Genomic DNA, 21,088 nt, shown 5'->3' on the forward strand with positions numbered 1-21,088 from the left:
GCCCGCCCCGACGCCGCCGCCACGTGCTCCGGCCTCGTGCCGCCCCTCCCCCCTCGCCTCGCCCCCGTCGCCTCGCCCCACGCCCCCTTCGCCTCGCCTCACGCCCCCTTCGCCTCGCCTCACGGCCCGTGCCGCTGCCCGAAAGGCCACCCCATGACCCACGCCCCCGCCCCGACCGGCGCCACATCGCCGTCCTCCCCCGGAGCGGGCCCCGGCCAGCCCGCCGGGGTGCCGCGTCACGCCTGGTACGCCCTCGTCGCCCTTCTCCTCGGCATGTTCATCGCCCTGCTCGACACCACGATCGTCAACGTCGCCCTGCCGACGATCCGCACGACTCTCGACGCCTCGGAGTCGACCCTGTCGTGGATCATCTCGGGGTACGCCCTCGCCTTCGGCCTCGCGTTGATCCCCGCCGGGCGCATCGGCGACCGCATCGGCCACAAGTGGGTCTACTTCACGGGAGTCCTGCTCTTCACGCTGGCGTCGCTCGCCTGTGGCCTCGCCCAGGACGACACCCAGCTCGTGGTGTTCCGCGTCGTGCAGGGCCTCGCCGGCGGCATCTTCGTGCCGGCCGTCACGGCGTTCATCCAGTTGCTGTTCCCCGGTCGCTCGCGGGGCAAGGCCTTCGCCATCATGGGCGCCGTCATCGGCGTCTCGTCGGCGCTCGGTCCGATCATCGGCGGCCTGATCATCCAGGCCTTCGGCGACGAGAACGGGTGGCGTCTCGTCTTCTACGTCAACCTGCCGTTCGGCATCATCACCCTCGTCGCCGCCGCCGTCCTGCTGCCCAAGCGCGACGAGTCGGTGCCCCGTCCCGACCGCGGGCTCGACTGGATCGGCCTCGTGCTGGTCTCGGGCGCCTTCGTCGCCCTGCTCGTCCCGCTGATCCAGGGGCAGGACGAGGGCTGGCCGCTCTGGACCTACCTGACCATCGCCGCCGGCGTCGTGCTGCTCGCCCTGTTCGGCCTGTGGGAGGTCGCGTACACGAAGCGCGGCAAGACCCCCCTCGTCCCGCCGAAGCTGTTCGCGCACCCGTCGTTCACCGGTGGCGTCGTCCTCGCGCTCGTCTACTTCGCGGCCTTCACGAGCATCTTCTTCACGATCTCGCTACTCTGGCAGTCGGGGCTCGGCCACAGTGCGTTGGCCTCGGGCGCCGTGGCGATCCCGTTCGCGGTGGGCAGCATCATCAGCTCGTCGCAGAGCAACCGCATCGCCGCCCGGCTCGGTCGCGGCGTGCTGATCCTCGGCACGGCCCTCGTCACCATCGGCCTCACCTGGATGTGGCTCGTGCTCGTCACGGTCGACGCCTCCGACCTGACCAACTGGATGCTGCTGGTCCCTCTGCTGCTCGCCGGCCTCGGCAACGGCTTCTTCATCGCGCCGAACGTCCAGTTCATCGTCGCGACGGTCGACCGGCAGGACGCCGGCTCGGCCAGCGCCGTCATCTCGGCGATCCAGCGCATCGGGTCGGCCGTGGGCATCGCGATCATCGGCAGCGTGCTCTTCGGCACGCTGACCATCTCGGGCCGCACGCCGGCCGACGTCGCCACCGGCTTCACCGACGCGGCGGCCCACGCCATGCTCGTCAGCGCGATCTTCGCCCTGGCCTCGTTCGTGCTCGTGTTCGCCCTGCCGCGTCGCGTCCCGCAGCAGCGCGGATAGCGCCGTCCGGGCGCCGCCACGCGCGGGTGGGGCCGGGATGCGAACCCGGCCCCCTCGTTCGGGCGGCACCAAGGAAGGTGAGGCACACTGCAACGATGCCCTCAGCCCTGCCGACCACAGAGCCGACCGTCCGCCCCGTCTCGACGACCCGTCGAGACCGGGTGCTGCCGCTCGACGGCCTGCGCACGCTGGCCATCGCCCTCGTCGTGCTCTACCACCTGCACGTGCCGGGCTTCGGCAGCGGTTTCGTGGGCGTCAACGTCTTCTTCGTGCTGTCGGGCTACCTGATCACCACGTTGCTGCTGCGCGAGCACGCGTCGACGGGACGCATCCGGCTCGGCCGGTTCTGGGTCCGCCGCCTGCTGCGGCTCTACCCGACGCTGCTCGCCGTCGTCGTGGTGGGCGTCTCGCTGTGGTGGCTCGTGGGTGACTACCAGGGCTCGACCCTCGGCCCGGTCGGTGCCGCCCTGATCGCCCTCACCTACACCGGCAACGTCGCCCGGGCGTTCTTCGACACCTCGCAGGGCGTCTTCGCGCCGATGTGGAGCCTGTCGATGGAAGAGCAGTTCTACCTCGTCTGGCCGCCGGTGCTGGTGCTGCTGCTCGCCGTCGCGGTCAGGCGCAAGGCCCTGGTCGCCGGCCTCTCGGTGGTCGTGGTCGCCTCGGCCGTCGCCACCTGGTTCCTCTACGACCGCCCCTCGGGCGGTGCGACCCCCGACATCTACTTCAGCCCCGTCCTCAACGTGGCCCCCCTGCTGATGGGCTGCGTGCTCGCGGTCGTCCTGCGGTCCGACCGCGTGCGGGCAGCCCTCGCCGGCCGCTGGGGAGCCCTCGCCACCTGGCTCGGATTCGCCGGGGTCGTGGGGTCGCTCTTCGTCATCGGAGCGGGGTGGCAGCAGAGCGTCCTCACCTTCGCGGTCGCGTTGCCCGCCGTGGGCCTGGCCTCGATGCTCCTGATCGGTGGTCTCGTCACGGCGTCGTCCCCCGTCGCCTGGGTGCTGTCCCTGGCACCGGTCGCCTGGTTCGGACGGGCCGTCTCGTACCCGCTCTACCTCTGGCACGTCGTCTTCATCGCGCTGGTCGAACCGTACGTGCAGGGTGCGCTCGGCATCGTCCTCGTGCTCGCGGCGGCGATCGGCACGTCCGTTCTCTCGCACCACTTCGTGGAGAAGCCGGCCCTCGCGCTGAAGGGCCGTTTCGAGCCCCGGGAGCCTCGCCGCGCCTCCTCGACCGTCTCACGCGACCGCGAGCTCACGAACGCCTGACGCCGGGCGCCTGACGCCGGGTGCGGGCGCCTGACGCATGGCGCCTGACGCCGGGCGGACCGGGGTCAGAGCCAGCCGCGCTCGCGCGCGACCCGGGCGGCGGCGTGCCGCGACGAACTGCCGGTCTTCTGCATCGCCGACGACAGGTAGTTGCGCACCGTGCCGGACGCGAGGTGCAGCCGGGCGCTGATCTCACGCACCGAGAAGCCGTCGGTCGTCAGTCGCAACGTGTCGAGCTCGCGCTCGGTCAGCGGACAGTCGTCCATCATCGCCGAGGCCGAGATGTCGGCGTCGATGTAACGGCGGCCGTCGTGCACCTGCACGATCACCCGTTCGAGCTCGTCGGGATCGACCGACTTCGGCAGGAACCCTCGCACCCCGGCACGGAGGGCACGACGGAGCACGCCGGGGCGGCCGTGACGGGTCAGCAGCACGACCGCCTGCTCGGGTCGTCGACCCAGGATCGCGATCGCCGCGTCGATGCCGTCCATGCCGGGCATCTCGAGGTCGAGCAGCACGACGTCGGGCTCGTGAAGCGCGGCGAGGGCCACGGCCTCGGCACCGTCGGCGGCCTGGGCGACGACGGTGATCGTGTCGCTCAGGTCGAGCAGGGCGGCGATCGATCGACGCAGCAGGGTCTCGTCGTCGGCGAGCAGCACGCGGATCATGCGGGCCCCGTGCCGGTCGACGCCGCGGTCGACGCCCCGGTCGACGCCCCGGTCGATGCCGCGGGGGCCGCCCCGGCCCGTGTCGCCGTCGGCCGGGATGCTCCGCCGGCTCCCGTCGCCGTCGCCCTCGCCTCGACCCGGAACCGGCCGTTCTCGAGCCGGGTGGTCACCGTGCCGCCGACCGCGGCGAACCTCTCGCCGAGACGGGCGAGGCCGCTGAGTCCGCGCAGGGGCTCGGGGGCACCGTCGTTGACGACCTCGACCGACTCGGGGCCGAGCACGATGGAGACCCGCTCCGCCTGGGCGTGACGCAGCACGTTCGTCGTGGCCTCACGCACGACGTGGCCGAAGAGGTCGTCGGCAGGGTGACCGACGGGAGGGACGCCCGTGACCTCGAGCTCGATGCCCGCCGCCCGGATCAATTCGGCCGAGTTGGCCAGTTCGCCGGCGAGCGTGAGCGTGCGTTCGCCGTAGGCCAGCCGACGGGTCTCGGCGATGGTCTGCACGATCAGCTGCTCGGCCTCGCGGAGGTGCCGTCGCGCGGCGGCGGGGTCGCGGTCCAGGGTCTTGTCGGCCAACTGCAGCTGCAGGCGACCGACGTGCAGGGCCTGCCCTTGGATGTCGTGCAGGTCGACCGAGAACCGGTACCGCTCGCGCATCACGGCGAGCTCGGACTGGGTCTCGCGGGCCGCGTCGATCTCGAGGTACAGGTCGAACCCGTACCGGTTCAGCCGACAGATCCCGTAGAGCGACAGCAGGCCGATCACGACCACCGTCGACAGCCCCACGAGCGGTGCGGCCGCGTCGACCTCGACGACCACCACGGGCACGAGCGCCGCGACCACGGCGGCGACGACCCATCGCCAGGAGGCGGACGGGGGCGTCGTCGCCAGGTACCCGACGGTGAGGCCGAAGGGGAAGAGCAGCAGGGCGTTGTGCCCGCCGAGCGGGACCGCCAGCCAGACGAGGTACGAGACGACGAGACCGGCGACGGCCAACGGCACGGGTGGGCGGCGTTCCCAGAAGAACGAGTGGGCCGTGACGAGAGCCCCCGCGGCGCCGGAGGCCGCCACCAACCACCAGGAGGTGCCCTCGGCCACCAGCGTCACGACCAGGACGAGGGTGGTGAAGAGCGCGAGCGCCACGAACGACCACGTGACGTACCGCCGCATGCGCGCGAGCGGGGGCAGGTGGCCGCCCGGTCGAGGACGCACGGCCAGCGGGAGGTGGGGCATGCGACCACGCTAACGGAGGCCGCCGACGCACGGAGGTGCCCGATGTCACGGCCGAGCATGACCGATGTCACACGGCACGGGTGGCACGCCGGCACTACCCGTCGTCCGCCCGGCACGAGATCGTCGAGGTCATGACGAACTCCACCGACACCACGCCCCGACCGGCCGTCGCGCCCGGCTCCGCCGAGCGCGGCGACGCCGTCATCTCGACGCACGGCCTCCGCTGTTCGTACGGCTCGTTCACCGCCGTCGACGGCCTCGACCTGACCGTCCACCGCGGCGAGCTGTACGCGCTCCTCGGCACGAACGGTGCCGGCAAGACCACCACGCTCGAGGTGCTCGAAGGGCAACGCACGGCCGACGCGGGCCGGGTCGAGGTGCTCGGCGGTGATCCGACCGACCGGGGGCGCATCCGACCGCGCATCGGCACGATGTTGCAGGACTCGGGCCTCGCCCCCGAGCTCACCGTGCGCGAGAGCGTCCAGCTGTCGGGCGCCGTCTCGGGTCGCGACGACGACGTCGACCGCGTGCTCGGCCTCGTCGGCGTGGACCACAAGGCCTCGGCCCGGGTCGCACGGCTCTCGGGCGGCGAGCGGCGGCGGGTCGACTTCGCCGCGGCCGTCTGGGGCACGCCCGAGCTGGTCTTCCTCGACGAACCCACCACGGGCCTCGACCCCGCGGCACGGGACGCGCTCTGGGCCGTGGTCGCCGGACTCCGGGAGGCGGGGGTCACCTTCGTCCTGACCACCCACTACCTCGAGGAAGCCGCCGAGAACGCCGACCGCATCGGTCTGATGCACCGCGGGCGCATCCGCCGCGAAGGGACCGTCGCCGACCTCACCGCCGGCAGCACGACCTCCATCCGCTTCGTCGCCCCCGGCCCGCTGGACGGCCTCCCGCTGCAGGTCGCCCGGACCGAGAACGACCTCGTCGTGATCGAGACCGACGACGCCCAGCGCGACCTCGGGGCGTTGCTCGGCTGGGCGGCCGACGCCGATCGCCCGTTGGCCCGTCTCACGGTGCACGAGTCGGGACTCGACGACGTGTTCCGCGACCTCGGCCGCGCCTCCTGACCGTCGACCGTCGCCGACTCCGCTCCCCACGCGCATCCCCGAAAGGACATCCCATGACCACCGTGACCCGTCCCTCCCCCACCCGGTCGGCAGGCTCGCGACGTCGTTCCGGCCCGCTCGCCATCGCCCTCGCCGAACTGCGCATGCTCGTGCGCAACCGCACCGTCGCCCTCTGCGCCCTGCTGCTGCCCCTCGGCTTCGGGGCCCTCACCTACGCCTTCGACTCGTACGGCACGGCCGGCATGCTCGCCGGCGTGCAGATCATCGGCATGGTGGGCCTCGGCGTCTACGTCACCGCGACGACCACCCTCGCGGCCCGTCGTCAGTCCCTGTACCTGAAGCGGTTGCGCAGCGGGTCCGTCGGCGACGCGGGCATCATCGCCGGGCTCGTGCTGCCCGTCGTGGCGGTCAGCGTCGCGCAACTCGTCGTCGTGCTCGGCGTGCTCGCGCTCCGCGAGCCCCCGGTGCACGCCGGGCTGCTGATCGTGGCCGTCCTGGTCGCCGAGGCCATGTTCGCCGGCTTCGCCCTGGCCACGGCCGGGTTCAGCACCTCGCCCGAGCACGCTCAGTACACGACCATGCCGCTCTACCTGATCACGCTCGGGGTGGCGATCTGGTGGACGGTCACGGGTGCCGACGACCTGCTCTGGCTCAAGCGCATCCTGCCCGGGGGCGGACTGATGGAACTGATCACCCTCGCCTGGAACGGCGGCGACCTGTCACTCGTGTCCGTGCTGCTGACTCCGACGCTGGTCTGGGCCGCCCTCGGGGCCCTCGCGGCCACGAAAGCCTTCCGGTGGGAACCCCGGCACTGAGCGGCCCCGACCTCGTCCCGAGGGCCGATGCGGCCTCGTCAGGGTCGATGCGGCTTCGTCAGGGCCGGCGCGGCTTCGTCAGGGTCGACGCGGCTTCGTCAGGGCCGACGCGGTAGGTCAAGGCCGACGCGGCCGGGCGACGGCGGGCACGCCCACCGCGACCGACCCGGCCGGAACGTCCTTGGTCACGACCGCGTTGGCCCCGACGACGCTGCCGCTGCCCACGGTGACGCCGCCGAGCACGGCGGCCCCGGCACCGATCATCACGCCGTCACCGACGGTGGGGTGCCGGCGGCCGAGCGCGCCTCCGCGTCCCTTGCCCCCGAGGGTCACTCCGTGGAAGATCGTGCAGTCGTCACCGACGACCGCGGTCTCGCCGATCACGACGCCCATGCCGTGGTCGATGAACAGACGGGCCCCGAGGCGAGCCCCGGGGTGGATCTCGACGCCGGTCAGCGATCGGACCGCCTGCGACAGCAGGCGGGCGGCGAACCGCGACCCGAGGAGGCGCGGTGCCGGCCCCGCACGCCACAGTCTCGAGGTCACGCGGTGCGCCCACACCGCGTGCAGGCCCGAGTAGACGAGGGCGGTCTCGAGGCGTCCTCGGGCAGCCGGGTCGCGCCTCCGGACGGTGTCGAGGTCCTCGCGGAGGCGCGCGACCAACCGCACCCTAGGCGTCCGCGAGGTCCTGGAACAGCACGGTCGACAGGTAACGCTCTCCGGTGTCGCAGACGATGGCGACGATGCGCTTGCCGGCGTTCTCGGGTCGCTTCGCGATCTCGAGTGCGGCGTGGATGATCGCCCCCGACGAGATGCCCGAGAGGATGCCTTCCTTCGTGGCGAGGTCGCGCGCGACGCGCAGGGCGTCGTCGAGCTGCACGGGGAACACCTCGTCGATCTGCGAGCGGTCGAGCACCTCGGGCACGAAGTTCGCCCCGATGCCCTGGATCTTGTGCGGGCCGGCCTTGCCCTCGCTCAGCAGGGGCGAGTCGGCGGGCTCGACCGCGACGACCTTCACACCGGGGACCTTCTCGTGCAGCACCTGACCGACGCCCGTGATGGTGCCGCCGGTCCCGACGCCCGCCACGAAGAAGTCGATCTTCCCGTCGGTGTCGCGCAGGATCTCGGGCGCGGTCGTGCGGCGGTGGATCTCGGCGTTGGCCTGCGTCTCGAACTGCTGGGCCCAGATCGCGTTCTCGGTCTCGGCCGCGATCTGCTTGGCGCGTTCGACGGCGCCCTTCATGCCCTCGGGTCCGGGGGTCAGCACGATCGTCGCGCCGTAGGCCTTCATGACGGTGCGTCGTTCGACGCTCATCGTCTCGGGCATCGTGACGATCACCCGGTAGCCGCGGGCGGCTCCGACCAGGGCCAGCGAGATGCCCGTGTTGCCACTCGAGCCCTCGACGATCGTGCCGCCGGGCTTCAGGTCGCCGGAGGCCTCGGCCGCGTCGACGATGGCGACGCCGAGACGGTCCTTCACGCTGGCCCCCGGGTTGTAGAACTCGAGCTTGGCCAGCACCTCGGCCCCGCCCTCGGCGGGCAGCGAGTTGAGCTTGACGAGCGGGGTGTTGCCGAAGGCCGAGGTGATGTCGGCGTGGATTCCGGGCATGCGCGGGTCTCTTCCGTGAACGGGGGTCTGTGCGGACGGATCGATGCTCATCTTAGGCAGCCGTCCTGCACCGTCCCCCTGTGTGTCCCCGAGCGACGTGTGCGTCCCCCGCCAGCCCTGCCACCCCGCCGCCGCCGTCCTGCCGCGCCACCCCGCCACCCCGCCACCCCGCCACCCCGCCACCCCGCCACCCCGCCACGAAGTGGTCACAGCACCATGCCTAGATCTGGCGGTGTGGCCACATCCTGGCGTTCTGCCGTGGCCTGAGCTCGACCTCGAGGTCTCGGAGAACCCTGGCGAGCGGTAGGCGGAGCGCAACGTCCTCGGCGTCGCATCGACCGATCGCCGTGATCGCACCCGATCGCACGAGTCGCCGCTCACGGGCCTTCTCGGCCTTCACCACCGCCGACGGCACCCGTCCCGCACGCATCGCCGCGTCGTCGTACTTGGCCTTGCCGTCGAACTCGAGCGCCACGTCACCCATCACGAAGTCGCAACGTCCCGCCAGCCCTGCGCCGTCGAAGATCTCGACCTGCATCACGGGCTCGGGAGCACCGAGCTCGAGGAGCGCGAGCCGACAGAGCGATTCGCCGCCGTTCTCCGTCCAGGGCGTGCCGAACGCCGTGACCTGACGAGCCGTCGCGAGTCCTCGGGCACCGGGTTCGCGGTCCAGGCGCTCGAACAGCAGACGGCGCATGGCGTCTGCCGCCGCGTCCACGCCCGACCGGTGACCGGCGGACGGATGCGGGCCGCGTCGCGCGGGCGCGTCGAAACATCCCGCCCGGGCGGCGGCGCGGCGAAGGACGGCGTCGACACAGAGCACTCCGTCGGCGAACGACGCCGTCCGCGACCTGTCGACCGCCGTACGCCCCTCGCTCGTCAGGACGAGCCCGTCGACCGTGACCGTGTCGCGGGCATCGATCGGACCCGGGTGGCGAACGACTCGTGCGGTCGCCTGCGTCCGGTCCCGACCGGGATCGATGACGTGGATGGGCCCCCGCGGCCAGTCGACGCTCGGCAGCCCGTGGAGGGCGACGGCGGAGCCGTGCGACACGACGACCCGAGGCGACAGGCCTGCCATGACCGCTCTCGTCGTCAGGACGTGCCGTCGACGTCCGTCGAGACACGCCCAGTCGGCCGCGTCGACGTAGGCCCCGGGGTGCACCCGATGCAGAAGGCCGCGACTCGCGTCACGTCGCAGGACGGTGCCGTGCCTGGTCTGAGAACCGTAGGTGGCGGCGAAGACGAGGGGTGGAAGCGCGTCGGTCACGCACCCGAGAGTGTCCCCGCAGCCCACCCTCGAGAGCCGAGCTGCGCCTCCTTGTGGACGGCCTCCACGCAGCCATCGCTGTGTGCGAGACGCGCACTGTCGCACAACACCGAGAAATGGTCACAGCACCCGGATTAATCGGGGTGCTGTGACCATCTCGTGGCGGGGTGCGGCAGCGGCGCGGCGGCGGCGGCGCGGCGGAAGCGCAGGAGGCGCGGTGCGGGACTACGCGCCCGTCACCTTCCCGGGGTTGAACACGCGCCCCGGGTCGGCCGAGTCGAACAGCCCCTGCATGACGGCCACGCCCTCGGGCGAGACGTCCTGCGCGAGCCACGGCTGGTGCTCGAGCCCGACGCCGTGGTGGTGCGAGACGGTCGCCCCGGTGTCGATGAACGCCTGCTGGATGGCGTGCTTGACCACGTCGTACTCGGCCTCGGCGTCGTCACCGTGCTCGAAGGCGAAGGTGAAGTACAGGCACGCGCCCGAGTGGTACGAGTGCGACAGGTGGCCCATGATCCAGCCCTGCTTGCCGATGCTGTCGAAGGCCTGGTTCGCCGCGGCGTAGACGCGCGACGACACGAGGCGCAGCTTCGACCAGGGGGCGGCGGTCTCGGAGACGTCCGCCGCGCCTCCGTGGTCCATGAAGAAGTCGCGCAGGTAGGGCGTGTCGAACTTCTTCTGGTCGTAGAGCTTGCCCGGTCCCTTGCCGACGCTCATGCCCTTGTTCGCCTTGACGATCTTGGCGACGGCCTTCTGGGTGTGGGCGACGTGCTCGGGGCTGCCCTCGTAGCCGATGAACGACAGGCACATCGCGTCGACGTCCCAGCCCTTGGCCTTCAGGATGGTCGGCAGCAGGTCGGTGACCTTCTGCGAGATGCCCTTGCCCGGCTTCGACGTGGCGAACGAGAAGGCGGTCTCGTGTGCGTCGCTGACGCGGGTGACCGACGGGCTCACGTCGCTCTCGGCGATGGCCTGCATGGCGGCGAGGCCGTCGTGCCACGACGGGAACAGGTAGGCGAGGATCTCGCGCTTCTCGGGCAGGCGGTGCACCTGGGCGGTGACCTCGGTGATGACGCCGAGACGTCCCTCGCTGCCGATGATCATCTCGCGCAGCGACGGACCCGTCGACGCGCTCGGCACGGCGCGGATCGAGAGCACGCCGCCGGGGCGCACGACCCGCAGCCCCTTGGTGATGTCGGCGATGTCGCCGTACTTGTCGCTCTGCATGCCCGACGAGCGGGTGGCGACCCAGCCGCCCATGGTCGAGTGGGTGAAGCTGTCCGGGAAGTGTCCGAGGGTCCACCCGCGGGCGTTGAGCTGCTCCTCGAGGTCTGGGCCCTGACCGCCGGCCTGGATGCGCGCCAGTCCGCCGTCCTCGTCGATGCCGAGCACCTTGTCGAGCCGGCCCATGTCGAGCGAGACGATCGTGCGCTCCTCCGCGGGCAGCGGTTCGAGGCTGCCGACGATGTTGCTGCCGCCGCCGAAGGGGATGAGGACGAGGTCGCTCGCGACGGCCAGGTCGACGATGCGCTGGATCTCGTCCTCGTCGGCCGGGTACACGACGACGTCGGGCACCCGGTCGAGACGTCCGGCGCGGATGCGGATCAGGTCGCGGATGCTCTTGCCGTAGGTGTGGACGACCCGGTCGTGGTCGTCGGTGACGACCTGGCCGTCGCCCACGATCTGCACGAGCGAGTCGAGCACCTCGGTGCCGACCCGGGACGAGGGGACGTCGAGGTCGTCGAACGAGAGGCCGGTGTCGTGCCCCTGGGACAGCTCGACGCCCACGATCTTCTTGACGAAGGGGGCGAAGGCGGGCTTGTCGTCGTGGTGGAAGGCGACGCCCTCGACGCCCCAGCCCCACCACTTCATGTGCTTGACGCCGTCGACGGCAGGACTCTTCTTCTGTTGGACGTCGGTCACGGGCGTTCTCCTTCGAGCGGGTCTGACGGGCCCAGGATGCGGGCGGTGTTGGCGTCCTTCAGACGCAGGATCTCGGTGCGCACGCGCGTCGAGAAGTCGGTGACGGACTCGCCGTCGTGGGGCCGCATCGGGTCGCCGAACGCGACTCCGACGGGCAGTCGGCCGGGCCGGGGCCAGCTGCGGCCGCGCGGTTGGGCGATGTTGGCCCCGATCAGCGCGAGCGGCACGACCGGCACGCCGCAGGCCGAGGCGAGGGCGGCGGCGCCGGGCTTGAAGGCGGCGACGGTGCCGTCCTTCGAGCGGGTGCCCTCGGGGAACACCAGCACGGGGTAGCCGCGCTGCAGCAGCGATCGAGCACTGACCGTGGGCTGCCCCTGGCGCCCGCGGGCGGCCGCCTTGGCCGCGGCGCGTCGGCGGGCCGAGCTCTGCGGCGTCGACCCCGCCGACGCACCGGACGAGGAGGCGCGGGTCGCGTCGACCGCGGAGGCCGGGGTCCCCGAGCCCCGCTGCACCGGGAACGCGTTGAAGAACAGTTCGGTCAGCTGACGCCGCCAGGGCACGTCGAAGAAGTAGTCGGCCGCGGCGCCCGTGGCCAGGTAGCGCGCGAGCTTGCGCGGCAGGGCACCGAGGATGAGCGGCGCGTCCAGGTGGCTCGAGTGGTTCGCGACGACGATGAAGCCCCCGGTGAGGCCCTCGACCCGGTCGCGGTCGATGACCGTCACGTCGGTGATCGACCAGATCGTCGGCTTGAGCACCATGCGCTGCGCGACGTAGCGGGCCATCGCGTGTCGCCGCGAGCTGAAGCGGTCGCGGACGTCGCTCGCGACGTCACCGGCACGCTGGGCGACTCCACCAGCACGCTGGGCGACGTCCCCGGCTCGCTGGGCGACGTCGGCCCTGACGTCGTCGACCCGCTGGGCCACGGCGTCGAGGCGGGCGTGGTCGCGGCGTCGTTCTCCGTCGTCCTTCACGCTCACTGCCCCACCGGCTTGCGGCGGCTCGACGAGATCGCGCCGGACGCGGCCCGGACGGCGCCCTTGGGGGCGTGCCGGACCAATCCCATCAGCACCTTGTACCGAAGCGTGGGCATGGAGATCACCTTGCCTTTGTCGACGTCGCGCAGACAGGCGACCACGAGTTGTTCGGTGCTGAGCCACAGGGCGTTGGGTATGGACGACGACTTTATGCCGGCACGCTGATGGAACTCCGTCCGCACCCAGCCCGGCAGGAGGGCCGTGACGCCCACGCCGGTGCCCTTGAGCTCGACCGAGAGACCCTCGCTGTACGAGGTCACCCACGCCTTGATCGCCGAGTAGCTGCCCATGGCCATCAGCCCCGCGGTGCTCGACACGTTGACGATGCGACCGCGGCCGCGCTCGCGCATGGACCTCGCCGCCGCACCCGAGAGCACGAGCACGGCCCGGCACATGACCTCGAACGCGAGGTCGTGCGCGGCGACGTCGGTGGAGGTCAGCGGGGTGTGCATGCCGAAACCGGCATTGTTCACCAGCAGGTCGACGGGGCGGGTCGGATCGGCCAGCCGCTCGGCCACCCGGTCGACGTCGCGACGGTCCCCGAGGTCGGCCGCGAGCACCTCGACGTCACGGCCGAGCGCGCGCAGGGCGGTCGCCGTCTCGTCGAGTCGGGTGAGGTCACGAGCGACCAGGACGATGTCCCAGCCGCGCATGGAGAGTTGGCGGGCGAATTCGGCTCCGATGCCGGACGTGCCCCCGGTGACGAGCGCTACAGCCATGCCGCTTACGATACGGTGCTGAGAGCAGACTGCGCGCATCGAGACACGTTCGAGGCCCTTCTCGCCTCGTCCACTTCTGCCCCGGAGGACCCCCTGTCATGACGACCAGAGATGCCCCGCGCGCCGACCCCGACTTCGACATCCGCGAGTTCACCAAGACGGCCCAGGGCAACTGGCGCCCCGACCTCGACCTGTCCGGCTTCGCCGAGCGCCCCCTGGGCCCCGACGCCCTGCGCCTCGTCCGCCATCTCGGCCGTCTCGAGAGCGCCACGATGGAGAACCTGCGCAACCTCCTGGTGACGGCCACCCACAAGGACACTCGGGTCACCGCGTTCCTCGTGACGTGGGCGTTCGAGAAGTTCTGGCTGGCCGACGCCCTCGACGCCGTCCTCGAGGCCCACGGCGAGCCCCGCAACCGCGACGTGACCGAGGGGCCCAAGCGTCACGCCGCCTCCGAGGCCGTCGAGCGCCGTGGCCCGATCACCCGGGCCCTCCAGGCCATCACCGTCGGGTCCCCCATCGTCGCCGTGCACACGACGACGGGAGCCGTCGACGAATGGGTGCTCCGAGAGGCATACGACCGCCTCGACGAGCTCGCGGCACACCCCACGCTGACCACCGTGATCGACCGGGCGAGGGTCGTCAAGGGTCGTCACGAGCAGTTCTTCGCGAGCGAGGCCGACTGGCGCCTGCGCGACTCGCGCCGGTCGGTGAAGATGACCCGCGCCTCCTTGCTGACGGCCGTCTGGCCGATCGGCGCCGTCGAGCGCGCCGACTCCGAGCGCACCTTCTTCGACGCCACCGTCTTCGGCGGGGCCGAGGGCCACCTGCGCGCCGACCGCGTGGGCGCGCAGGTCGCCGACCTGCCGGGCCTGGACGCCTCCGTCGGGGCGGCCGTGACCAGAAAGCTGACCGCATGAGCTCCACCCCCGGCCTCGCGCTGCCCGACCAGACCCCGGGTGCCACCCGAATCGACCTCGGCGGCTCGCACGTCCTGCTCACCGGCGGCACCGGCTTCGTCGGCCAGGCGATCCTCGAGCGTCTGCTCTCGTCGCACCCCGGCACGACGGTCACGCTCCTCATCCGACCGAAGGCCGGCACCTCGGCCGAGGGGCGTCTGCGGCACCTGCTGAAGAAGCCGGTCTTCGCCTCGTGGCGCGAGGCCGTCGGGGCCGAGGGCGTCGAGAAGGCCCTCGCCGAGCGGCTCCGGGTGATCGAGAGCGGTCTGGGCGACCTGCCCGACCTGCCCGACGACCTCGACGTCGTCATCCACAGCGCGTCCACGGTGTCGTTCGACCCGCCGATCGACCAGGCCTTCGAGACCAACGTCGGCGGGGCGGTCGGGCTCTACGAGGCCCTGCGGAAGACGGGCACCGACCCGCACGTCGTGCACGTGTCGACCGCCTACGTCGGCGGCATCCGCAAGGGCGTGTTCCCCGAGGCGTCGCTCGGCCACACCGTCGACTGGCGTGTCGAGCGTGCCGCCGCCGCCGACGCCCGCGCCCGGGTCGAGGCCGCCTCCCGCCAGCCCGAGACGCTGCGCACCTTCCTCGCCCAGGGTCGTGCGGCGCACGGCAAGACCGGCCCGCAGGCGGTCGCCACGGCCGCGGAAGACGCCCGCGTCGCCTGGGTCAAGGCCCGCCTCGTCGACTACGGACGCACCCGGGCCGAGACGCTCGGCTGGACCGACGTCTACACGCTGACCAAGGCCTTCGCCGAGCGCGCCGCCGAAGAGCTCTGGGCCGAGGCCGGGCACCGCCTGTCGGTCGTCCGACCGGCGATCGTCGAGAGCGCCCACCGGCACCCCTACCCCGGCTGGATCGACGGCTTCAAGGTCGCCGACCCGCTGATCATGTCGTACGCCCGTGGGCTGCTGCCCGAGTTCCCCGGCGTGCCCGACAGCGTGCTCGACGTGATCCCGGTCGACTACGTCGTCAACGTCATCCTCACCGTCGCGGCGAACCCGGTCGAGGCCGGCAGCCCCCAGTACTTCCACGCCAGCTCGGGCGGCAGCAACCCGTTCTCGATCCTGCGCATGTTCGAGAACCTCAAGGCGTTCTTCACGGCCAACCCGCTGCCCCGCGACGAGCACTCGTCGATCGAGGCGCCGCACTGGAACTTCCCGGGCGTGCGCAAGGTCGAGGGCGCCATCCGCACCGCGAACCGCGTCAACGACGTCCGCGAGGCCGTGCTCACGCGACTGCCGAGCACGCTGCGCACCCGGACGGCGCTGGCCGGGGTCCAGACGCGGCGCGCCGACCTCGAGTCGCTGCAGAGCCTCACCGACCTCTACCGCCACTACGTGCAGTCCGAGATCATCTTCGACGACCGACGCACCCGGGCCCTGCACGCCGGACTCCCCGCGGGCTCGCCCGCCGACATCGGCTTCGACGTGACCGACGTCGACTGGGAGGCCTACTTCCAAGAGGTGCACTTCCCGTCCATCACCTCGATGACCCGGGCGTTCTCGGTGCGACCCGCCGCGTCGGCCGTCGTCGCCGACACGCGGGCCCTGCCGCCGCGCGACGACGTCGTGGCCGTGTTCGACCTCGAGGGCACGGTGCTCGACAGCAACATCGTCGAGCAGTACCTCTGGGTGCGCTCGGCCGGGTTCCGCAAGGCCGCCTGGCCCGGCGAGGTCGCCAGCCTGCTCACCTCGCTGCCGCGCTACCTCCGGGCCGAGGGTCGCGACCGCGGCGAGTTCATCCGCACGTTCTCCCGACGGTACGAGGGCATGCCCGTCGCGCGGCTCTCGGGCGTGGTCCGGTCACGCGGCTACGCCGACACGGTCCTGCGCCACACCCTCCCCGACGCGCTCGCCCGACTGGCCGAGCACCGTGCCGCCGGGCACCGCACGGTACTGGTCACGGGCTCGATCGACACCCTGACGACTCCCCTGGCACACCTCTTCGACGACGTCGTCGCCAGCACGATGCACCAGCGCAGCGGCGTCTACACGGGTTACCTCGCACAGCCTCCGCTGGTCGACGAGGCCCGTGCCGCCTGGCTGCGCCAGTACGCCCAGGCGAACGACATCGATCTCTCGGGGTCGTACGGTTATGGTGACTCGTTCGCCGACCTCGCCTGGCTCGAGATGGTCGGCCACCCGAACGCGGTCAACCCCGACAGCAATCTGGCACGCGAGGCGCTCCGAAGAAGATGGAGCATCCGCGATTGGACTCGCAGCGGCCCCCACGGCAGAAGCGGCACCAGCACCACGAGCGGCACCAGCAGCACCACAGCGAAAGGAGACGGAGGCAGGGCCTGAGCCCGCGCCTCCTGACAACACATGGCCTTCGACATCGACAAGTTCGCCGCGACCTCCGAACGCCTGAGCTGGGACGACCTCGACCTCGACCACTTCCGGAAGAACCCGCTCTCGGCCGACTCGCTGCGGACGCTGCGCTACATGGCCGACGTCGAGTACCACACGGTCTGCTACACCCGTGACCTCCTCACGACTCCTTCTCACAAAGAGAACGAGATGACCACGTTCATGACGATGTGGAACCGCGAGGAGTTCTGGCACGGCGAGGCCCTGGCCGCGATCCTCGAGGTCCACGGCATCACGGTCGACTACGACCAGCTCCGCGCGAACCGGCTCAAGCTCGGCTGGCGTGAGCGCCTCGACCCGGTCAAGCAGGGTCTGCTCGGCAAGATCGTCGGCTCGGACTTCGTCGCCGTCCACATGTCGTGGGGCGCGGCCAACGAGTACTCGGCCGTGTCGGCGTACAAGCGCATGGCCGAGCTCGAGCAGGACCCGGTCCTCGCCGAGCTGCTGAAGCGCATCGCCAAGCAAGAGGCCCGCCACGTGGCGTTCTACGTCTCGCAGGCCCGTGAGCGTCTGCTCGCGAGCAAGAAGGCGCAGAAGCTGACGCGGTTCCTGCTGTCGAAGGTCTGGGCCCCGGTCGGCTCGTCCATCATGGAGGTCGACGACGTCAAGTTCGTCTTCGGCCAGCTGATGAGCGGCGAAGAGGGCCGCAAGGCGGCCGTCAAGCTCGACCAGAACATCTCGAACCTGCCGGGCATGAGCGGTCTGACGATCTTCCAGAAGGCCCTCGACGGCCTGGGCATCCGCGCGGACTCGGTCGGCGGCTCCTCCGCCGGTTCGGTCGCCACGGCGTGAAGACCAGCCACCTGAGGCACTTCCTGGTCGCGGCCGACGTGCTGCACTTCCCGGTGGCGGCCGACAAGCTCGGCATCTCGCGGCAGAAGCTCGAATCGTCGATCGAGGCCCTCGAGCTCGAGTTCGGTGCGAAGCTGTTCGACCGCGACGTCACGCCGTACCGGTTGACCAAGGCCGGCAAGGCGGCGGTGGTCGTCGCCGAGGACGAACTGGCGAGTCCTTCCACCCCGACCCCGCCGCCACCCCCGCCGGCCGGCGGCAAGGCCAAGGCGTCGAAGGGCAAGGGCCGTACGCCCGCCGTCAAGGGCCAGCCCAAGCCGTTCAAGAAGCGCCAGGGCCGCTAGGCCCGGAGCCCGCCACGAGAGGGACGCTGCGCCATCGGATCGGGTGGTGCGGTGGTCACGTCGTGGCGGCGTCGGGCCCGACCGTGGCGAACCAGTCCGCGTACCGCGTGTTCCGTGCCATGCGGCGGGTCTCGTCGGGGGCGTCGTCGTCCCACCACACCGGGCCGCGTTCACCCAGCGACGTCTTCGCGGCGTCGACCCGGGCCCGCGCGTCCTCGACGGCGGCGGCGTCGTCGGCGGCCAGCGCCCTCTTCTTCGCGCGCCGCGCCTCCATCAGGTCGTGGACCAAGGAGGCGCGGGTCGCCTCGTCGAGGCGAGGATCGGTCCGGCGCCACAGCCGGCCGCGGACCACGAGGTACCGGCCGTCGGGCGTGACCAGGGGTTCGGCGCTCATCCGTCGCGTCGGTGACGCTGCACGAGGGAGTGCAGGAGGGGAAAGCTCCGGGTCACGGTCTGCCAGAGGGTCTCACGGTCGAGGCGATCGTAGTGATGGACGACGAAGTCGCGATTCTTGGCGGCGAGTGAGAACTCGACCTCGTGGAACCTCGTGCCGTCGTACGCGACCAAGCGCTTGCTCAGGTCACCGGCCCGGTTGGCCAGCGCCTCGAACGCCAACGGAAGCGCAGGGTCGCCGTCGAACGCCTCGCGACCACGGGACACGAGCTCGGCCGAGGCCGCCAGGGTCGCGTCGAGGTCGACCAGCCAACGTTCGGCGCGGTCCGGAGAGGGGTTCACACGGGCACCGCTTGTGTCAGGATCTCGCGGTCGGCCTCGGGGTCGAGCCCCCGCCGGGACACGACGTCGACCGGACGCTGGAACACGGCTTCCATGTCGATCTCGAACTGCGCGAAGTCGAAGTAGGTCGCCTCGGCCCCCGGATCGACCAGGAGGTCGATGTCACTGTCGTCGGTCTCGGTCCCGCGAGCGACCGACCCGAAGACGCTGACGGCGTCGATGTGGCTCAGGCCCGCGAGGCGCCGGACGAGACCGGCACGCGAGGTGATCTCGTCCAGCAGCGAAACGCCCTCTCGACCAGACGGGGGACGCTCGGACATCTCGACGAAACGGCTCCACGGCACGATGACGACCTCGGGGCGGCGGTGCGGCCCCACGGCAACGGCCGGACGGTCGGGGTCGAGCCGGAAGTCCCTCATGAGGCGGCTGAAGCCGCTGCGGGCATCAGCCACGGCGAGGACGTCGGCGCTTCGGATGGAGGTCTCCATGGAGACGATGCTAGCGCGGAGCCCCTCATCGTGTACATCTTTCTGTACATCTGCTCTCACGCCCGCGCGACGGCCTGCCTCGCGAGCTCGCGCTGCACGCTGAGGGCGAGTTCGCGCAGCATGACGAGGTCGACGCTCTCGACCGTGCGGGGCTCGGGGTCGGCGACGCAGAGCGCTCCGATGCGGACGCCGTCGGGGCTCTCGACCGGGTAGCCGGCGTAGAACCGCGCCGGCGCCTCGACGCCGAACCGTTCGTCGGCCCAGGCGTCCTCGACGATGAACGGCTGGCCGCCGGCGACCGTGTGGGCGCAGAACGAGAGCGCCATCGGCAGCTCGCGGTCACCGCCCCCGGCGAGGGCCTTGTTCCAGTGTCGGTCGGCGGTGACGAGGGAGAACGCGGCCCCGCTCGCGCCGAGCAGGGTCCGCGCCCGTTCGACGATGTCGTCGAAGCGTTCCTCGGGGTCGGTGTCGAGGAGGCCCAGGGCCCTGATCGCCTCCACGCGGTCGACCTCGGCCTGAGGGGCGTGCCGGCGCGCCCGGGCCACGCCGCCGCCGGCGGACATCTGCGCGTCGAGCATGGGCGCGAGCATCTCGGCCTGCGCCTCGCCCCAGCGGGCGTACTTGGCGATCAGCTTGTCCCGGTCGTCGTGGCCCGAGAGCGGCGACGGAGGCATGAGCACGTGCACGCGGGGGTGGGTCGAGCAGACGTCCCGGATGGTCTCGTTCAGCTCGGCCGCGTGTCGGTCGACGAGGCCCCCGCCGGCGATGCGGAACACCGTCACCTCGCTGGGCGACTGGACGCCCGTGACGAGCACGGGACTGCTCGCGCCCCCGGTCTCGGTCTCGATGTGCACGAGCAGGTCGACGAACGCGCGCCGCCACTTCGTGACGTCGGTCATGGCGAGGGCGTCGTTGATGCCCGTCACCACGACCACGGCGTCGTAGCGCGTGAGGTCGCGGTGTCCGAGCACCCGCCGGGCGGACACCGTCCCCATCGAGGGATCGGCCACGACGTCGACGTCGACCCCGCGACCCGTGGCCTGCGAGACCGCCCGCGCGAGGTGACCCGCGAGCCCCAGGTCGTGGCTGCGGACGCCCCACCCGACGGCGGGCCCGCTGCCGAACAGCAGCACGCGATCGGGGCTGACGCCGGGAGCGTGCGTCCGGGCGACGCTCTCGGGCCTGGGCAGCCCCAGGCGTCGGTCGAACCAGCGGTTGCGCTGGCGGATCATCCCGCGCACGAGCGGGCTGACGAAACGGTTCATGCCGGGTTCCTCCCACAGCGGTGGCCTGATCGACGAGGGCTCCGCGTGGTGAGGGCCGAGCGGTGTCCCTCCATGCTCTCGCCCGGGTACCGGGCGGGACAGCCCCAGGTCGGGGGCCGCCGGACGGCGCGTCCGTCAGACCGCGCGGGGGACGTCCGGCCCCGGCGGCGGCTGGGCGAGCAACCGCGCGAGGTCCACCTCGACGAGGTCACGGAGGCGCTGGTCGCGTTCGTCGGGATACGCCGGGTCGACCGCCTCGACGGCCGACACCTTCGTGACGATCGCGGCCCCGACGTCGCTCCAGGCCCGGTCGACCGCCGCCGCGACGATGTCGCGCACGAAGTCGTCGTCGGACTGCAGCTCGTCCAGCCGGTCGGCCACGGCCGTGTAGGTCTTCTCCCGGAACCAGAGGGTGTCGTCGTCCCCGCGCCGGTAGTCGTGCTGGTGTCGCGACCGGCCCTTGGCCTTGAGGGCCTTCGCCCGTTCGCCGCCGATCCGTTCGTTCTGCTCGCGTTGTTCCGCCGCGAGGCGACCGAGGATGGTGCGCACGGCCTCGCGGGTGCGCTCGTGGTCGAAGTGCTCGTCGTCGCGGAGGGCACGGATGACGATCGAGTTGGCCACCGAGACGACGGCGGCCGCCCGCGAGATGAGCACCCCTTCTGCGACGGCGCGCTCGAGGGCGGCGGGATCGGGCGTCGCCGGCTCGGAGGGGGCCCCGCGCGTCTTGCCGAACTTCATCGCGCCTCTCTCTCGACCGGGTGGGCGCCGGAGCGCCGGGTGACGGACCGACGATGGCCCGACGTCCCATTAAATACCCACGGCGGGGTCCGTCGCCCCGGAGTGGGACGACGGACCCC

At 71.7% G+C, this 21,088-nt stretch carries 21 protein-coding genes; 8 read left to right on the plus strand and 13 right to left on the minus strand.

The window, feature by feature from the left end; translation table 11 throughout:
* The first annotated feature begins 153 nt into the window (after positions 1-153).
* The gene (locus ASL10_RS10230; protein ID WP_056046829.1) at positions 154-1,662 is read left to right on the plus strand and encodes an MFS transporter; all 1,509 of its coding nucleotides are present in this window, start codon (positions 154-156) and stop codon (positions 1,660-1,662) included.
* Between the two features lie 95 nt (positions 1,663-1,757).
* Positions 1,758-2,927, plus strand: a complete 1,170-nt coding sequence (locus ASL10_RS10235) for an acyltransferase (RefSeq protein ID WP_082460347.1) — start codon at positions 1,758-1,760, stop codon at positions 2,925-2,927.
* Positions 2,928-2,992: 65 nt separating this feature from the next.
* Here ASL10_RS10235 and ASL10_RS10240 read toward each other — a convergent pair whose 3' ends face one another.
* Both ASL10_RS10240 and ASL10_RS10245 read right to left on the minus strand, forming a co-directional pair.
* Positions 2,993-3,595: a response regulator transcription factor gene (locus tag ASL10_RS10240; protein ID WP_056046833.1), complete on the minus strand. Its 603-nt coding sequence runs from the start codon at positions 3,593-3,595 to the stop codon at positions 2,993-2,995.
* Entirely contained in the window at positions 3,592-4,830 is a 1,239-nt protein-coding gene (locus ASL10_RS10245) for a sensor histidine kinase (RefSeq protein ID WP_056046834.1), read from the minus strand. The genes ASL10_RS10240 and ASL10_RS10245 overlap by 4 nt, the downstream gene beginning before the upstream one ends.
* 131 nt (positions 4,831-4,961) lie before the next feature.
* On the opposite strand from ASL10_RS10245, the gene ASL10_RS10250 reads away from it, so the two are divergent.
* Positions 4,962-5,903, plus strand: coding sequence for an ABC transporter ATP-binding protein (locus ASL10_RS10250; RefSeq protein ID WP_082460461.1), 942 nt, complete (start codon positions 4,962-4,964; stop codon positions 5,901-5,903).
* A gap of 53 nt (positions 5,904-5,956) precedes the next feature.
* Positions 5,957-6,718, plus strand: coding sequence for a hypothetical protein (locus ASL10_RS10255; protein ID WP_056046836.1), 762 nt, complete (start codon positions 5,957-5,959; stop codon positions 6,716-6,718).
* 117 nt (positions 6,719-6,835) lie between these two features.
* Here ASL10_RS10255 and epsC read toward each other — a convergent pair whose 3' ends face one another.
* The 6 genes from epsC to ASL10_RS10285 form a co-directional block, all read right to left on the minus strand.
* Positions 6,836-7,387 carry a serine O-acetyltransferase EpsC gene (gene epsC / locus ASL10_RS10260; protein WP_082460348.1) on the minus strand — a complete coding sequence of 184 codons (552 nt, stop codon included), beginning with the start codon at positions 7,385-7,387 and terminating at the stop codon, positions 6,836-6,838.
* 1 nt (position 7,388) lies between these two features.
* Positions 7,389-8,327 carry a cysteine synthase A gene (cysK, locus tag ASL10_RS10265; RefSeq protein ID WP_056046838.1) on the minus strand — a complete coding sequence of 313 codons (939 nt, stop codon included), beginning with the start codon at positions 8,325-8,327 and terminating at the stop codon, positions 7,389-7,391.
* Between the two features lie 220 nt (positions 8,328-8,547).
* Positions 8,548-9,408: a hypothetical protein gene (locus ASL10_RS10270; protein ID WP_157485378.1), complete on the minus strand. Its 861-nt coding sequence runs from the start codon at positions 9,406-9,408 to the stop codon at positions 8,548-8,550.
* Positions 9,409-9,822: 414 nt separating this feature from the next.
* Positions 9,823-11,520, minus strand: coding sequence for an FAD-binding oxidoreductase (locus tag ASL10_RS10275; protein ID WP_307785066.1), 1,698 nt, complete (start codon positions 11,518-11,520; stop codon positions 9,823-9,825).
* On the minus strand, positions 11,517-12,491 hold the full coding sequence (locus ASL10_RS10280; protein ID WP_082460349.1) for a lysophospholipid acyltransferase family protein: 975 nt from the start codon (positions 12,489-12,491) through the stop codon (positions 11,517-11,519). The genes ASL10_RS10275 and ASL10_RS10280 overlap by 4 nt, the downstream gene beginning before the upstream one ends.
* A 2-nt stretch (positions 12,492-12,493) precedes the next feature.
* Positions 12,494-13,273 (minus strand): SDR family oxidoreductase, encoded by a 780-nt coding sequence (locus tag ASL10_RS10285; RefSeq protein ID WP_056046842.1) that lies wholly within the window; start codon positions 13,271-13,273, stop codon positions 12,494-12,496.
* A 98-nt stretch (positions 13,274-13,371) separates the two neighbouring features.
* On the opposite strand from ASL10_RS10285, the gene ASL10_RS10290 reads away from it, so the two are divergent.
* Genes ASL10_RS10290 through ASL10_RS10305 form a run of 4 tightly spaced genes read left to right on the plus strand, consistent with a single transcriptional unit; the run spans position 13,372 to position 17,743 of the window.
* Entirely contained in the window at positions 13,372-14,193 is an 822-nt protein-coding gene (locus ASL10_RS10290; RefSeq protein ID WP_056046844.1) for a hypothetical protein, read from the plus strand.
* Positions 14,190-16,541: an SDR family oxidoreductase gene (locus ASL10_RS10295; protein WP_082460350.1), complete on the plus strand. Its 2,352-nt coding sequence runs from the start codon at positions 14,190-14,192 to the stop codon at positions 16,539-16,541. The genes ASL10_RS10290 and ASL10_RS10295 overlap by 4 nt, the downstream gene beginning before the upstream one ends.
* 21 nt (positions 16,542-16,562) lie before the next feature.
* Positions 16,563-17,399 carry a hypothetical protein gene (locus ASL10_RS10300; RefSeq protein ID WP_055970915.1) on the plus strand — a complete coding sequence of 279 codons (837 nt, stop codon included), beginning with the start codon at positions 16,563-16,565 and terminating at the stop codon, positions 17,397-17,399.
* Positions 17,396-17,743: a LysR family transcriptional regulator gene (locus ASL10_RS10305; RefSeq protein WP_043595703.1), complete on the plus strand. Its 348-nt coding sequence runs from the start codon at positions 17,396-17,398 to the stop codon at positions 17,741-17,743. The genes ASL10_RS10300 and ASL10_RS10305 overlap by 4 nt, the downstream gene beginning before the upstream one ends.
* 55 nt (positions 17,744-17,798) lie before the next feature.
* On the opposite strand, the gene ASL10_RS10310 is transcribed toward ASL10_RS10305, so the two are convergent.
* From ASL10_RS10310 to ASL10_RS10330, 5 genes are all read right to left on the minus strand, one after another.
* Complete coding sequence (locus ASL10_RS10310) at positions 17,799-18,137, minus strand: hypothetical protein (protein ID WP_056046846.1); 339 nt, start codon at positions 18,135-18,137, stop codon at positions 17,799-17,801.
* Positions 18,134-18,478 (minus strand): HepT-like ribonuclease domain-containing protein, encoded by a 345-nt coding sequence (locus ASL10_RS10315; protein WP_056046849.1) that lies wholly within the window; start codon positions 18,476-18,478, stop codon positions 18,134-18,136. Before ASL10_RS10315 ends, ASL10_RS10310 begins: the two co-directional genes overlap by 4 nt.
* Positions 18,475-18,966, minus strand: a complete 492-nt coding sequence (locus tag ASL10_RS10320) for a nucleotidyltransferase family protein (protein WP_056046851.1) — start codon at positions 18,964-18,966, stop codon at positions 18,475-18,477. Before ASL10_RS10320 ends, ASL10_RS10315 begins: the two co-directional genes overlap by 4 nt.
* Before the next feature lie 56 nt (positions 18,967-19,022).
* Positions 19,023-20,231, minus strand: coding sequence for a GAF domain-containing protein (locus tag ASL10_RS10325; RefSeq protein ID WP_056046852.1), 1,209 nt, complete (start codon positions 20,229-20,231; stop codon positions 19,023-19,025).
* 135 nt (positions 20,232-20,366) lie between these two features.
* Positions 20,367-20,969: a hypothetical protein gene (locus ASL10_RS10330; protein WP_056046854.1), complete on the minus strand. Its 603-nt coding sequence runs from the start codon at positions 20,967-20,969 to the stop codon at positions 20,367-20,369.
* Between the last annotated feature and the right edge of the window lie 119 nt (positions 20,970-21,088).

This window comes from Frigoribacterium sp. Leaf8 (assembly GCF_001421165.1).
GTDB lineage: Bacteria > Actinomycetota > Actinomycetes > Actinomycetales > Microbacteriaceae > Frigoribacterium.